20 protein-coding genes are annotated in these 13,597 nt (G+C 56.7%); 11 read left to right on the top strand and 9 right to left on the bottom strand.

Features of this window, described 5'->3' with window-relative positions:
- The first annotated feature begins 285 nt into the window (after nt 1–285).
- Nucleotides 286–918: a recombinase family protein gene (locus tag LOH53_RS14530; protein WP_230068476.1), complete on the top strand. Its 633-nt coding sequence runs from the start codon at nt 286–288 to the stop codon at nt 916–918.
- A gap of 578 nt (nt 919–1,496) precedes the next feature.
- Here the strand turns inward: LOH53_RS14530 and LOH53_RS14525 are convergent.
- The 3 genes from LOH53_RS14525 to LOH53_RS14515 are packed head-to-tail and all read right to left on the bottom strand — an operon-like array spanning nt 1,497 to nt 3,494.
- A complete protein-coding gene (locus tag LOH53_RS14525) occupies nt 1,497–2,192 on the bottom strand; it encodes a hypothetical protein (RefSeq protein ID WP_230068475.1) in 696 nt (231 codons plus the stop codon).
- A gap of 46 nt (nt 2,193–2,238) precedes the next feature.
- Nucleotides 2,239–2,895, bottom strand: coding sequence for a hypothetical protein (locus tag LOH53_RS14520; RefSeq protein WP_230068474.1), 657 nt, complete (start codon nt 2,893–2,895; stop codon nt 2,239–2,241).
- Nucleotides 2,892–3,494 (bottom strand): RNA polymerase sigma factor, encoded by a 603-nt coding sequence (locus tag LOH53_RS14515; protein ID WP_230068473.1) that lies wholly within the window; start codon nt 3,492–3,494, stop codon nt 2,892–2,894. Before LOH53_RS14515 ends, LOH53_RS14520 begins: the two co-directional genes overlap by 4 nt.
- A 174-nt stretch (nt 3,495–3,668) precedes the next feature.
- Here LOH53_RS14515 and LOH53_RS14510 point away from each other — a divergent pair, with 174 nt between their 5' ends.
- On the top strand, nt 3,669–4,163 hold the full coding sequence (locus LOH53_RS14510) for a hypothetical protein (protein ID WP_230068472.1): 495 nt from the start codon (nt 3,669–3,671) through the stop codon (nt 4,161–4,163).
- 214 nt (nt 4,164–4,377) lie between these two features.
- Here the strand turns inward: LOH53_RS14510 and LOH53_RS14505 are convergent, their stop codons facing one another.
- Nucleotides 4,378–5,280: a DMT family transporter gene (locus tag LOH53_RS14505; RefSeq protein ID WP_230068471.1), complete on the bottom strand. Its 903-nt coding sequence runs from the start codon at nt 5,278–5,280 to the stop codon at nt 4,378–4,380.
- A 45-nt stretch (nt 5,281–5,325) separates the two neighbouring features.
- On the opposite strand from LOH53_RS14505, the gene LOH53_RS14500 reads away from it, so the two are divergent.
- The 4 genes from LOH53_RS14500 to LOH53_RS14490 all read left to right on the top strand — a co-directional run bounded on the left by LOH53_RS14500 (nt 5,326) and on the right by LOH53_RS14490 (nt 6,687).
- The gene (locus LOH53_RS14500; RefSeq protein ID WP_230068470.1) at nt 5,326–5,814 is read left to right on the top strand and encodes a MarR family winged helix-turn-helix transcriptional regulator; all 489 of its coding nucleotides are present in this window, start codon (nt 5,326–5,328) and stop codon (nt 5,812–5,814) included.
- A gap of 213 nt (nt 5,815–6,027) precedes the next feature.
- Entirely contained in the window at nt 6,028–6,168 is a 141-nt protein-coding gene (locus LOH53_RS14495; RefSeq protein ID WP_230068469.1) for a hypothetical protein, read from the top strand.
- Entirely contained in the window at nt 6,144–6,368 is a 225-nt protein-coding gene (locus LOH53_RS16960; RefSeq protein ID WP_326832796.1) for a PadR family transcriptional regulator, read from the top strand. Before LOH53_RS14495 ends, LOH53_RS16960 begins: the two co-directional genes overlap by 25 nt.
- On the top strand, nt 6,337–6,687 hold the full coding sequence (locus LOH53_RS14490) for a hypothetical protein (protein WP_230068468.1): 351 nt from the start codon (nt 6,337–6,339) through the stop codon (nt 6,685–6,687). The genes LOH53_RS16960 and LOH53_RS14490 overlap by 32 nt, the downstream gene beginning before the upstream one ends.
- Before the next feature lie 349 nt (nt 6,688–7,036).
- Here LOH53_RS14490 and LOH53_RS14485 read toward each other — a convergent pair whose 3' ends face one another.
- Nucleotides 7,037–7,342, bottom strand: a complete 306-nt coding sequence (locus tag LOH53_RS14485) for an HAD family hydrolase (RefSeq protein ID WP_230068467.1) — start codon at nt 7,340–7,342, stop codon at nt 7,037–7,039.
- Nucleotides 7,343–7,413: 71 nt separating this feature from the next.
- On the opposite strand from LOH53_RS14485, the gene LOH53_RS14480 reads away from it, so the two are divergent.
- The 4 genes from LOH53_RS14480 to LOH53_RS14465 all read left to right on the top strand — a co-directional run bounded on the left by LOH53_RS14480 (nt 7,414) and on the right by LOH53_RS14465 (nt 10,686).
- Entirely contained in the window at nt 7,414–8,595 is a 1,182-nt protein-coding gene (locus LOH53_RS14480; RefSeq protein WP_230068466.1) for a GNAT family N-acetyltransferase, read from the top strand.
- 155 nt (nt 8,596–8,750) lie between these two features.
- Complete coding sequence (locus LOH53_RS14475; RefSeq protein WP_230068465.1) at nt 8,751–9,224, top strand: GNAT family N-acetyltransferase; 474 nt, start codon at nt 8,751–8,753, stop codon at nt 9,222–9,224.
- A 269-nt stretch (nt 9,225–9,493) separates the two neighbouring features.
- The gene (locus tag LOH53_RS14470) at nt 9,494–10,030 is read left to right on the top strand and encodes a hypothetical protein (protein ID WP_230068464.1); all 537 of its coding nucleotides are present in this window, start codon (nt 9,494–9,496) and stop codon (nt 10,028–10,030) included.
- A 113-nt stretch (nt 10,031–10,143) separates the two neighbouring features.
- The gene (locus tag LOH53_RS14465; RefSeq protein WP_230068463.1) at nt 10,144–10,686 is read left to right on the top strand and encodes a GNAT family N-acetyltransferase; all 543 of its coding nucleotides are present in this window, start codon (nt 10,144–10,146) and stop codon (nt 10,684–10,686) included.
- A 157-nt stretch (nt 10,687–10,843) separates the two neighbouring features.
- Here the strand turns inward: LOH53_RS14465 and LOH53_RS14460 are convergent, their stop codons facing one another.
- The 3 genes from LOH53_RS14460 to LOH53_RS14450 form a co-directional block, all read right to left on the bottom strand.
- On the bottom strand, nt 10,844–11,203 hold the full coding sequence (locus tag LOH53_RS14460) for a hypothetical protein (RefSeq protein WP_230068462.1): 360 nt from the start codon (nt 11,201–11,203) through the stop codon (nt 10,844–10,846).
- A 239-nt stretch (nt 11,204–11,442) separates the two neighbouring features.
- The gene (locus LOH53_RS14455; protein ID WP_230068461.1) at nt 11,443–11,784 is read right to left on the bottom strand and encodes a hypothetical protein; all 342 of its coding nucleotides are present in this window, start codon (nt 11,782–11,784) and stop codon (nt 11,443–11,445) included.
- Between the two features lie 3 nt (nt 11,785–11,787).
- Complete coding sequence (locus LOH53_RS14450) at nt 11,788–12,243, bottom strand: prevent-host-death protein (protein WP_230068460.1); 456 nt, start codon at nt 12,241–12,243, stop codon at nt 11,788–11,790.
- Nucleotides 12,244–12,442: 199 nt separating this feature from the next.
- Between LOH53_RS14450 and LOH53_RS14445 the strand changes: the two genes are divergently transcribed.
- Nucleotides 12,443–12,604: a hypothetical protein gene (locus LOH53_RS14445; protein ID WP_230068459.1), complete on the top strand. Its 162-nt coding sequence runs from the start codon at nt 12,443–12,445 to the stop codon at nt 12,602–12,604.
- 148 nt (nt 12,605–12,752) lie between these two features.
- On the opposite strand, the gene LOH53_RS14440 is transcribed toward LOH53_RS14445, so the two are convergent.
- Complete coding sequence (locus tag LOH53_RS14440) at nt 12,753–13,520, bottom strand: potassium channel family protein (RefSeq protein WP_230068458.1); 768 nt, start codon at nt 13,518–13,520, stop codon at nt 12,753–12,755.
- Nucleotides 13,521–13,597 lie beyond the last annotated feature (77 nt).

The raw sequence follows: 13,597 nt of genomic DNA, 5'->3' as shown, positions 1-13,597 counted from the left end.
ATCTTTCTCAAAAAAGACAGCGGCATCAAATCCGGGACGGTTCACCTACACGATTTAATGACCTGTGAAGGTACGTGAAATTCCAACTACAACGTTCTCGGCGTCTTGTAACTCTAGGGATACGAGAGGTCTCACTGGTGGCGAGCAACTCCCCCGACACGTGCTTCAAAAACAACCAGATCACAACGAATTACCTACAAGCAGTTTTTCTCGTAACTATGTTTCGAAACTATCTGGTTGAATTGATGTATTCACTACTAGTTATGAGACACATTGGAGCACCTTGTGGGGAAACTGATCGGTTACGCCCGCGTATCAACGAAACGGCAATCTACCGACCGCCAACAAGCTGACCTTCTCGCCGCCGGCATCCGGGTCGATGACCTCTACATTGACCACGGCATTTCTGGAGCCCGTGCATCACGGCCCCAATTCGACCTGGCACTGAATGCTCTGATTGCTGGTGACACTTTGGTAATTACCACACTGGACCGGCTCGGGCGATCCACCCAGAACATGCTCAACTTCGCACAAGAGCTAAACAAACGCGGCGCAGGCCTACGCGTCCTCAACCTCGGTGGCGGTGACGTAGACACCTCAACACCTATGGGATCAATGCTTTTCACCATCATGGCCGCCCTGGCTCAAATGGAACACGACATTAAAAGCGAACGCGTCACCGACTCCATCGACAAACGCAGAGAAGCCGGCAAAGACTTAGGCGGTCGGCCCCGCCGTATCACCGACAGCCAGATCCACAACGCTGTACGGCTAGTCGAAAGCGGCGAACCCGCAGCACAGGTCGCCCGCGACCTCGGAATGTCACGCGCGACCTTCTACCGGCGCGCACAAACACTCACCCCACAAAACCCAGTACAGAACACTCAAAAAGACCAGCCCACTCCCCCACACGGATGAACGGCACCCAAAGACATTTAGCCCGTATCGTAAGACGCCCCGTCACCGGAATTATCACCGGACACCCTAAACGGACACTGCATGACCCACCATTTTCAAAGCAGCAGTTCAACGGCAGGAGTGTCTGTTGCAGGACCGGCTTGCGGGACAGTTTCAATTGCCTATATGGGACACGTTTTCCCGGCACTGAGTCAGCAGATCCAGCAACAGCGTCGTGATGGCTTCTTGAATTGATCATTGATGGGAGGAGGGATTGTCCGCCGCTATCAAAGGGTCGAGGGCATGTGGGCTGTGTGGGTGTCCCCGTTCGTTGAGACACCCACACAGCCAGCTATTGGGGCGCGCCCCGTGAGAATATTGGGTGCGCGAATAATCCGCGTCATGCTTCACTGGCCACGGTGGGCAGTAGGTTTGGTGGGCCGCAGGAGGGTTTGAACAGCAGCCCATAAATTTGCTGGATCACTGGAGCATCCGGCCAATGTTGTACTCATCATGCCGTGTCCGCGCACGTCTTCTAACCCTGCGTCCCGAACTAGAAATGAACGGAGACGTGCTGCCTCTGGATGACCTGTTTGCACTTACTGCTTGAGTACCGGTACTCCCATTTTTGCGCAGACGTCGCCGCTTCCGGGGATGACGGCGACGACGTTGTCGACGACGCATTCGGCCAATGAGGGGATGTAGTGGCCGGGAACGTTGCTGACCAGTTGGTCGGGGAATGGCTTTCCGTCCGGGCCATGATCCCGCGGATCTGAGGGGACCATGACCGGCTTTGGCGCCACGAATCCCTGCGGTATGAGGTTATCGGTGATGCCGTTCGGGTTCATGTCGCCCGTGTCCCACAGCGCGGCGCAGGCCTTGACTGGATCATTGATCTGGAGCATCCCGGCGTTTCTATCCTGGGGGTTTGGGTTGTTCTTCGCGTCGAACCCGACGTCCATGATCCCTGTCGTAATGAATGGGGGCATCTTCACTGCCGGATCTTCCTTGCTGGGATATTCAGTGTTCAGATCGGCTTGGAAATAGCAGCGAATGTCCCGTTTGTCCTCGACAGCTTGGAGAATGCTTCCTTCAGGCGGCACTGATCGATTGATCGTCGCAACGTTTTCGAGGGTGCGCTCATACGCGGTTTGTGTTGAGACTGTGTGCGCATTGTCGGCGTGCGCTGTCGGGATGCCGGAGCCGAGGCCAAATGTCAAAGTGGCTGTTGCTGCGAGTACTCCGGTAGCGCAGGTGATGGCTGCAATGGAGAGAATTGTTGATGATTTCTTCATGTTTTCCTACTTCTGTTCAAGCTTCTATTCAAGGGCGATTGAGCAACTATTTTTCCAACGTGGGGATGCTCAGTTTCGCGCACGTTTGAGGGGGTCCGGGGATGACGGCGACGGTGTTTTCCACGACGCATTCAACCAGTGGCGGGATGTAGTGGCCGGGAACGTTGTAGACCATCTGGTCAGGGAATGGCTTACCGTCCGGGCCATGATCCCGAGGATCAGATTTGACCAGCACAGACTGAGGCGGCACGAAGCCCTTGGGGATGAGATTGTTGGTGATGCCGTCCGGGTTCATGTCGCCCGTATCCCACATCTTGGCGCAGATCTTGATTGGATCGCTAACCTGGAGCATGCCGGCGTTCTTGTCGCCTGGGTTCGGGTTTTTCTTCGCATCGAACCCTGGCTCGAAGATCCCAGCAGTGATGTATGGCGGCATAAACTCCCCCGGATTCGTCTTGATCGGGTACTGGGTGTTCAGATCGGCTTGGAAATAGCAACGGATGTCCCGTTTGTCCTCAACGGGTTTGGTGGCCACGTAGATGCCGGCCGCCGTCGTCCCGGCCAGCGCCAAGCCCGCCACAGAAATTACCAGGGGTCTCTTCCAACGCTTTGCAGGTTTCGCGGACCTTCGGGCTTCTTGGACGATCAGGTTCCGCACGGATTGTTTGGTGCTGGAGGGGTAGGTAATGTCGGAGAGATTCATGAAATCCTCGATTCCAAGGGTATGGTCAACCGTTCAGCGGGGGCAAGGTGGGGTGCAGCGGCCGCGAGTTTCTTCCTGGCCCGGCTAAGTCGGGACCGGACTGTGCCGAGTCTTACCCGCAACGCTGTGGCCGTTTCCTCATAGCTGTAACCGTTCATGAAACAAAGGATGACGGCATCACGCTCACCGGATGTCAGCCCGGCGGTACCGTTGAGCAGACGAGCAACCTCAGCCTCGGCATCCAGACGTTCGGCAATCTCTGTTGCATGATCCATGGCTGGTTCCGAGTGCGGCAGACGAGTCAGGAACTGTTCGTGGCGGCGTCGTGAACGCGCCCGGTTCCTGTCAACATTGCTCGCCACACCCAGGAGCCAGGGCAACAGGGTGTCCCTCTCCAGCTTGAGCCTGGCTCGCTGCTTCCACGCCTCAAGGAACGTCAAGGAGACTAGTTCCTCGGCGTCATGCCACGACCGCGTCCTACTGAGCGCGTACCGGAATAGAGCGTCTGCGTGCTTGTCGAACAGTGCACCAAGGGCATCAGGATCCCCTTGCGCACAGCGCTCCCACAGCGCAGCATCGCTGTCTTCGATTTGTTTCATACTTAGTAGTGTCCACGGGCAACGGTTAAGTTCCCCAAACACGAGAAACTTCTCGCACAACATTCCCACCCCAAGAAGTGCCCACTCAGGGTTCCTGCTCCGGGTGCGTTGGATGGGCTATTCCATCCGCTGGAATTCGGGCAGTCCCAATTTATGCATGTTTAGACTTGGCTCATGGATGCACTTGCCGAGCTAGTCAGGTCCGCGGAATCGTTGGCGGTCAATGAAGAGGATCAGCCCTCTCTGCGCGACCCACACATCATCCGCGCATTGGTTGCTCGCAAAGACATTACTTTGCTTCCGGGCGAGGCGGCACGACGATGGCAGACCATGTTTCCTGCCGACAGGGACAATTTAGGCCGAGCCCCGGACCACCCCATCCCCATTGCCCCTCGTGCTCGTGCCGTCCTTTTCCGAGCTGAGGACGACCCGGTGGCCACTGTCACGCGCCGTATCCTTGCGGACAACCACAGCGGTGAAACCATGGCCCTGTTTGCCGTAGCCCGTATCAAACAAGTCCAGATCACGAACGGGCCCGTGCTCGAAAATACATATATCGAACTCGATTCATGGACCGTGCTGGACAGTGAGACAGGCGACCTGGTGGTTCGCCATCGAGACCCCAATGCAGTAACTTCGCTGGCTCGTAGCTACGGATTAGACGACTAGCCCTACGGTATTTGTGATTGCCCCTCCAAGAGTTTGCAGAACTGTCCCACAGAGCGTTCCCCAGCGGACAGGCTCATACGCCTCTTTGGCATCGTCTCCAATGGCGTTCAGCCCATCCGCCCGAAGGACCGGTATACAGGGCAGTGTTGTCATCTAGCAGACATTGCGCTCCGAATTTTTCGTGACACTCTCTAGTGGCTCAGCTACGCAGCGGTTATAAGGAACGCTTCTCTGCAAATAATTCGTTCTCAACGGGAGGCTTCGCGCTCTTGGCGATGATCGCGGCAGTGACGGAGCCCAGGACGAGGCAGATTCCTAGTATCTGGAGTGGCGTGAAGCTCTCCCCTGCGACCGCCGATCCAAACAATATGGCCACCACCGGGCTTAGTAACCCGAGGAACGCCGTGGTGCTCGCGGGAAGCTTGGAGATACCGCGAAACCACATGACGTACGCAAATGCGGTACCGACGATGGATAGATAAGCGTAGCCGCCGAAGTTTGACGGCGTCAGCGCTGTTGAGGGCAGCCCCTCAAAGGCGAGCATGATCGCCAAGAGGCTGAGTCCACCGGTAATGAGTTGCCAGGCCGTGGTTGTCAGCGGCGAGGCGGGTTGCCCCCATTTTTTGGAAAGCACGATGCCGGTGGCCATGGAAAGGGCTCCAGCAAGGGCGGCCGGGACGCCAACGACATCAAGGCGGGCCTGGGCCTGAAGTGCTATCAGGGCAACACCGAAAACGCCGGTGACTCCAGCCACCAGAACACGGGCAGTCAGTCGTTCGCGAAGGATCCTGCTGGCCAACAGTGCGACGACAAGCGGCTGAATGCCGCCGACGATCGCGGCAACACCGCCCGGCAGCCGATAAGCGGCGATAAAGAGCAACGCAAAGAACGCCCCGATGTTCAAAACTCCAAGAACCCACGATTTCCACCACCATGCACCACGCGGGAGCTGGCGACAGACTGCTAAGAGCAGCAGCCCAGCCGGAAGTGCGCGCAATGTCGCTGCAAGCAGTGGGCGACCCTCGGGCAGGAACGTGGTGGTCGTGAGATAGGTGGTGCCCCATAATACGGGTGCCAGAGCGGTGGTCAAGATCAGGAGAATTCGATTGCTAAGCACTTAGCCAGTGTAGCTAAGTGCTTAGTTAAATCATAGACTTGGCCCATGACTGACCAAGTGGACCGCATCATCGAACAGTGGCACAGGGAAAAGCCTGGGCTTGACGTCTCACCGATGGCCGTCATTGGTCGACTGAGCCGCACAGCACTCACCGTCGAATCCCGATTGGTGGACACTTTCGTGCAGCACCAACTGGATGCGTCATCCTTCGACGTGCTCGCTACACTGCTGCGCAGCGGTGCACCCTATCGAATATCACCGATGGAGTTGGCGCGCGAAGCAATGATCTCCACAAGCGCCGTGGCGCAGCGATTAAACAGGCTGGAAAGCCGTGGGCTTGTGGCCCGCGAGCCAAATCCGAACGATGGCCGCGGCACGCTTGTCGTACTCACTGATACCGGGAAAGTAATGATCGAGAAGGCATTGCCGGATCATCTTGAAACTGAACGTGCCATCCTGTCAACGCTGAGTCGCGCGGAGCAATCAACCCTCGCGATACTGCTGAGTCGAATCGAGAATGCGGCAAGCTCCTAGGGAGGATTGTTGGCCCTATCAAGACCGTCCCACTGAGGGTTCCCCAGTGGCACACAGCCAACAACGACCCATCCAAAGTGCCGCCGCGCTGTCAATGAACCGCGCGCCGAATGGCTTACGGGGCGGCGCTAAATTGATGGTGTGCCGGCGGGTACCCAAACGGGACCATTTAACATCCTTGCGCAAATCTAGTATTTGTATTTTGCTAATAGCATGTCAAGAATGCAGGCGCAGCAGGATGCACAGATTATCCGCTCGGCGCTGCCTCTGCTGACCCTCACCCTTATTAGGGATCGAGAGTCGTACGGGTACGAAATCGTTGAACGGTTATCCAGACTGAGCTCGCCCGGCTAGAGCGCGACCGGTTTGTCACCACCTGCACCTTCTCTTCCACCAGCGGCCCACCCCGCAAGTACTTCACGCTCACCCCCGAGGGACAGAAGGCGCGCGCTTCGGCGCGCCAGCAGTGGCAGCTGATGTCCACCGCCGTCCACAATGCCCTCGCACCCGAAGGAAACCACAATGACTATTTCGCCTTGCACCAAGGAATTTAGGCGATCCATTCGCGACCGCATGCGGATCGAAAGCTACCTGACCCGCTTAGCATGGCATCTCGAAGGGGTCCTGCCGGGAGCCGAACGCAAGGCCACCACTAAAACACTGCGCCGTGAACTCTTGGCCGACCCGAGAAACCTGACGACGGCTCTGGTGGATCTCGGGGCGCCCCGAGTTCTCGCGGCAAGGTACGCAGACGAGGGACAGCAACGCCCGCTATGGTCGATAGGGGTCATCATCGCGGGAATCGCCCTTCTGGCCTACTGGCCTACTGGGCAGTTTTCCTCTCCTATACGGGCGGCATACTCGCGGCCATGAACAGTGTAGAGCCTGCGGAAGCGCACTCCACGTTCGTCTTTATCTAAGTCGAGGCATTCTCCAGCAGCGAAAGGATCGGAATCGGGTGGACCAGCAGATGGGTCTGGCTCTTGGTTCCTACTTCCATCACAGCCGTCGCATTCCTGACAGACTCCCGAGTGTGGAGAGCCTTGACTCGGCGCTGAAAACACCGTCACCCGAGGATTGCCCCGCTCATCGTTCCCTATAATGCTCCAGCGCAGAGCAAAGCATCACGAAGCGAATGAACATCTCTGAAGTGATGGGTAACAAAACCTAAGTCGACAGCGCCGCTAAGTTTGGACAAGGAATCATCAGTGAAGAAGATCTCTCAGCCTTCAAGACCGAGCGCGTCAATAACATGCTGGAATACGCGCTGGTCCGGCTTGATGTAACCAATAGTTGCGGAATTGAATACGTAGTCGATGTGTTGCTGAATGCCTTGAGCTTTAATTTCGGTGGGGATGGTATCAGTGCCATTCGTCAAAATTGCCACTATCGTTCCGCGACTACGCAGTTCATCGCTCACTTCCAACATGGCAGGATCAGGCTGAGGACTCAGTTTCCCCCATTCTTCCGCTGCATCGTATGTGCCAAGGGTCCGCCCGATTTCGTGCACCCATTCAGCTCGTGACATGAGTCCCGTTGTAACTTCCGTGAGCAGGGGCTGAAAAATGCTGTGGCGTCGAGGCTACCAATTTCGAGACCATGTCGACGTTCAATTTCAACCGCCTGTTCCGGAAGGAAATGGCGGATGACTCCATCGAGGTCGAAAACTACAGCGCGGATCATGCTGACATCCTGCCAAGCATCGAGCTTCAATCAAAACTAGTGATCCTTGACCCGCAGAAGGTTCGGTTTCTGGCGCGCCACCAATTGCCCGGCAGGAGTCCAGCTTGTAGGCTGCCACAGGTGAACATTAGCCCGCTAGACCTTGCCGACAATGCCGCCCTCGCCGCCGCCTACCAGGTCGAATGCGCAGCAAACATCGAAGCCCGACCAAACTGGAAAGGCGTTGATGAAAAGACAAGGATTCTCGGATGGCGAAGTGACGACGGATGGGACAATCGTTTACTCGGGGCATGGGACCGAGGACAGCTGCTTGGATTTGCCGCAAGCATGACCGAAAAAGACACTCCCGACACTACCTGGGTGTTCGCGTGGGTCGACCCTGCCCACCAAAGAGAGGGCGTGGGGACAGCATTAGTACAAGCTGCCGAAAGCGCCAGTCCGGAATCAGCTACTCGCTTTGTCTCCAGTGCTTATCGGGCAGACCAGGATGAGATCGAACCACTCGTTCGCCGATTTGTTGGACCGCTCGGCTATGAGATTGCCACAACGGAAACGGTCGTCAAACTACATATCGGTTCCGCCGCCTTGAGCATTCCACAAGTTACAGATGGCTACGAAGTTTGCACTTATCTGAACGGGATACCGGAACAGTTCAGGAAACAGGTGGGCCAGATCAAGGGATTGGTGGATGCGGAAGCACCCAATGGAACCCTCGGATGGAACCCAACCCCTGTGACACCTGAGGATTACACCAAGGAAATGAATCTCTGGCTCGCCCAACGCGACACCGTCTTCGAGTCGATCGCCACCGACGATCACGGGGACGTCGTGGCTTGGACCTGCATCGTCGCACCAACAGACCGAGCCCTTCCGGCACAGATCGAGGGAACGCTCGTCCTTAGCGAACACCGGGGTAACGGTCTCGGTGCGGCGGTCAAAATAGCCTGTCTCCGTGAGATAAAGCAGCACGAGGCAACGGACTACGTCAAGACCAGCAGCGACGATACCAACATCTGGATGCAAGCAATCAATGCCAACATCGGATTCGAGCCTGCAGAGACGATGGCAATCATGCAGAAGCCGCGGGCCCGCATCTAAAGCACTAGCGAACCGACCCACGTCATTGCCGAATAGACCAAGAGCCGTGGTGAGACTAGTCCTCGGTTGAGTAGAAAGGGCTAACCGAAACCTGTCCCGCAGGCGGTTAAGCTTTTGAGGCCGTTGATGGATTCGCGGTGTGATGAACTGGGGGCATGCCAGACATAAAGATTCAACCCCGTCAAGATCCCAGCGCCGTGGACCGAATACTACGTTCCCTGCCTGAATGGTTTGGCGTCGAGGAGGCCATCTTGGGATACACGGCCAGCGCGTCACGACAAGAGTCATTCCTCGCCGTGGTCAATGACATGACCGTTGGAGTCGCCTTGCTGACGCGTCACTTCAAGGAATCAGCGGAGCTGACGCTTATTGCCGTAGATGCAAAATACCGTGGCCGCGGCGTCGGAAAGACGTTGCTCGAGGCTATGGAATCAGCGCTCATTATCGACGGATGCCAGCTTCTGCAAGTCCATACCGTTGGCCCTTCGTTTGAGGATGCCGCATACTCCCAGACCAGGGCTTTCTATCGCAAATTCGGGTTCTTGCCGGTCCAAGAATTCGAGCGAATCGACTGGGACGGCCCCACGCTCGTCATGGTCAAGCTGCTCATACAGAAATCCGCCCGATAGAGGTTCCCCAGCGGGCGCCCCAATAGAACTCGCAGCCACTGTTGCTTCAGGCCATCCGACCAGCCGGTGGTGGACCGGCTTGTGGGACACTTTGCCAACGTCTATACGGGATACCCCTTGCGGACACGTGTCAGCAAATAGGGCATCTAAATAGCATTGGCCTTTTCACTTTGGGCTAGAGCTGCTGTGTATAGAGCTTCTGTCTTCTTGCCCGGCTGATTTCCAGTGGGCCTCTGGTCATCCGCTATGTTCCGGCATAGCGTGGCAGGATGACATTGATAGATCGTTTTGTGAGAGAAATTCCGCAGCCTGAAGCCATCGTTGACCTGGTTGAAATAGCGGTCCGTCATCCTTGGCCCAAGAATCAGGCTGAAAAGGATGCCTTGTTCAATCGTCTGGGATGGGGTCACGGAAAAAAGTCTCCCGCGAACACTAACGATGCTCGTGACATAGCGGATCATTTTCACCTAGAACCAAGGGACGACGGCCCTCCCATCTTCGCCACTTCACGGGAACTTGACGGACTCATCGAATCAATACATGTACAGCTTCGACTGGATTCGGCGCCGCCAGACCCCCAAGCAACCCAGTGCTTCGACGCCATTCTCAGCCAACTTACTGACCTCCACGGCGAACCAACCATTCCATGGCACGGCCAGAGAGGCCTTCGGAAGATGTGGAACGTCAACGGTATCGACATTGACGTCACCTACAACGACAGCCGCAGCTCTCTAAGTATCGGAATTCAGGACGAACGATTCTTTGCCGAAGTGGAAGCCTACGCCCAAGCCAACAGCGCGGAATGAGTTCTGCATCGTTCAACGGCTCCGTCGCGTAGTCACGCAGTGGTGCCGTCGACCGTCTCGCTGAACGTTCCGCTTGCGGGGTCAGTCTTCGTCGATGCAGATAGAGTCGGAGTATGTCCATCACCTTCGTTTCAATGACACCAGCCGACACCGAAGATCTCATCGATTTCCTGACCTCAAACCGTTTCCCGTTCCATGTTCAGGCGGCCCCACAGGCCAATGACGTACGGATGAAGATTGAGGGTGGCCGTTTCTGGAATGCAGACACTCAGGGCTATTGGGTATTGCAGGATGGCCACCGTATCGGCATGGCCGCTCTGGAGGATTTGCAGGAAGATGACTCCCCACTTTTCGATCTGCGTCTCGACGAAGCCCAGCGCGGCAAAGGCTTGGGAGTCCAAGTGCTGCGGGCACTCTGTGACATGGTTTTCGATACGATGCCGGACACGCTGCGCTTCGAGGGACAAACGCGAGAAGACAACATCGCCATGCGCAAGACGTTCCTCCGGGCGGGTTTCCTCAAGGAGGCCCACTACCGTCTGGCTTGGCCAACTAGCTGCGGCGGGCGAGTCGCCTCAATCGCCTACTCAATCCTGCGTCAGGACTGGGAAAACGGAACCGTGACCCATTTCGAGTGGGAAGACCTCAAGATCTAGATTCCCGTCCCATAGAACGTTCCCTTTGCGAGAAAGTAGCCGTCGTGTACGCGAAATTGGACGCCTGGCTCGGACTTCGAAGCCTAGGCCCAGGTACTTAGCGTCCCCCGCCGATCTCGTGATGCGGACTCAAGGTCAACGCCGAATGTGGCTCCACCTAGTAGTCGTAGCGCAGGAATACACGCAACTCATTGGCCGCGTATCTGGAACCGGTGCAAATCCGGCTCAATGTCAGCAGATTCCTGACGCTACAGCGCTCCTGGGAGAGGTTCATCTGATTGATGAGCTCGGTAGCCACTTGAGGCGAACCGGCCTCGATGACCATTTCGCGCCAGCATCCTCCTGAACCGCACTCCTTCGACGTGCCCTTTACGACAGCGGGCCCGGGGACGCCCGGGAACGCTGAACTAGGTGGCGTTTTACCCTCGTCGATGAAGGTCAATCCAACATTGGCCACCCATGCGAATGCCAACAAGGACACAGCAATGATGAGCAAGTGTCTAAGATGCTTTCTCATTGGACAAACCTATCTGGCTTCACTCAAGATCGTGGCCGTCAACTCACACTCATCGGAGCGAACTCGGATACAAATCATTTCAACTACGTGCCTGCAATAGAAGCGTGGCTCACATAATCGTCCCGTAGGAGGTTCCCCTGCGAATGGACTCTTGGAGGCTTGCTCCGACCGGGCTGTGGTCCAGTGGTTAGGCAACTGAGAGAGGCGCTACCGTTGGATGGTTTCTTTTCCCAAGATCCCTACTTGGTCTCGTTGGGATGCTTAGTATGGACCTGCTCCAGATAGACCACCGGGCCCTCGACGTAGAACCATATACGAGCATCGCCCTTGAGTGTTGGCTTGTGCTGCCATCGCTCATGGGTGGAGCCATTACGGGTCACGGCGCCGTGTTCACCACGCAAGTGATAATTGGTCGGTGTAACAGCCAGAGGTGTCCTCGTTAGAAAATCCCAAGCATCGGCCAAGGGGCCCCTGATCGTGGCCTTTAGATTCATCCAGCCACGCTGGGCCTGGGTAGAGGCGAAGCAAATCTCGTATTCAGACTTCTTCGTTGGCCGCTCGACCTTCAGGTTCTTGGCCATCCCTTAGGGGCGCTCAACGCCTACGGAGTCATCGAGCCATTCCACGGGCTCCTGTCCGAGGCCGGCGGCGATAGCCGTCGCCGTCTCGCGCCAAGCTGTGAGTTCAGCAATGGCCAGGTGCGGCTGGTTGGTCCCGAACGAAGCGCGTGAGGCGGACAAAATATCATTGGCACAGGCCTGCTGATCGGCCGGGCTCAGCGCCAGCATCCAAGGGAACCTGTCGATCATGCGCGTCACGAGAGTTCCATCGGTGCTCGTTGAAACCGCAACAAGCTGGGCTGCCAGCTCCAGCAGATTAGTGCGTGCTCGATCTGCACTGCCGGACATGAGCACCAGAGATTCACCGTCACGACGAGTGACCTCAACAGGATGATCTGCCGCAGCCGCGAAGACCTCAGCGGATGAGCGGCTCAATTCAGAAGACTGAAACGTAGTTCGGGAACGGGTGGGTGTGTTCATGATTCGAGTCTAGTTCAGAACATATTCAGAAGTCCATTGGGTCCTTGTCCCCCGAGCCTTAAACAGTCCCGCAGGAGGTTCCTCATTGGGACGAGAGTTAAGCCCACTGACCACTTCATCAGTACGCCCATATGCAAGTTGACGCCAATGATGAGCGAACCACTTTCGATGCAGCTGCAGGATCTGACAGAGTGAGTCCATGGATATCACTTTGTTGCTCGTCGTTCTGATTCTCATCGTGCTGTTTGCGAGCATCAGCATTGTTGGTGCGTTGCATCGGATTCGCAACGCGAGTGAAAAAGCACTCGCCATTCTGGAAAGTCAGACCGCTCGGCAGAATACGGACAACTCGTCCCGGTAGCGGTTCCGCTACGGTCAGGCTCTGCACGGCTTCCATTGGCAAGCTGTAATCCAGTGGCTACCTGGCTCAACCGCACGCGAAGACGCGCAGCTAAAGAGCACAATCACACGCTTAGCGCCAACCACGGTACCGATGGTCCCCAAATCCGTTAGTGCACGATTTTTTCCGTTTTCTGCGGCGCCTCCGTGTTGAGTGGGGTTGCCGGGCCTATGGATGGCGGTATTTCTCGTAGTTCAAGGCGCAGAGCACTGATTTCATCGCGCAGCAGTTCCAGATGTTCGGTTGTCAGTGCCTGCGATTTGGTGTCTTGGGACGAGACTTTCTCGACCAACCAGCTCGCCAGCGTTGCCGTGACAACGCCGAGCAGAGCTATCCCGCCGATCATCAGCCCGACGGCAATGAGCCGGCCCGTAGCGGTTACCGGAGACAGGTCCCCGTAGCCCACTGTGGTGATCGTGACCATGGCCCACCAGAGGGCGTCCGTGAAGGATTGGATGGACGAATTAGGTGTGGCCTTCTCGGCGTCGTACATGGCCAAGGCACCGATGTAGACCAACAATCCCGACGCGGCGATGACATAGGTAATCACCCGGCCGCGTAGCGCGTTGCCAGCGACCCTATGCAGAACACCGATGAGGGTGACAAGGCGCAAGAGCCTCAACGGTCGAAGCATCGGCAGTACCACTATGGCCAGTTCGTGCAGGTGTTTGAAGAACCAGCTGCGCCGTCGCGGTGCCAGCCAGAGCGATACCGCGTAATCGACCAGGAACAGCCCCCAGGTGATCGTCATGAACTGCCCGGCGCCCTCAGCCATCGGGCCAGTTGCCAGGACCTGGACTGAGTAGGCAGCCAAAAAAAGGACGGAAATTATGATGAGCGGCCACTCTGCAGCTCGCTCCCACCTCTCTAAAGTCATTAGATGAGCATATAGTCGTCCCCCGCCCACTGAGCAGGGATACGCAGACAGTGGAACTGGACGAGCTCTTGGGCGGC

Origin of the sequence: Arthrobacter cryoconiti (genome assembly GCF_020905375.1) — a bacterium.
GTDB classification, from domain to species: domain Bacteria; phylum Actinomycetota; class Actinomycetes; order Actinomycetales; family Micrococcaceae; genus Specibacter; species Specibacter cryoconiti.
This window is presented reverse-complemented; position numbering and strand designations above follow the sequence as displayed.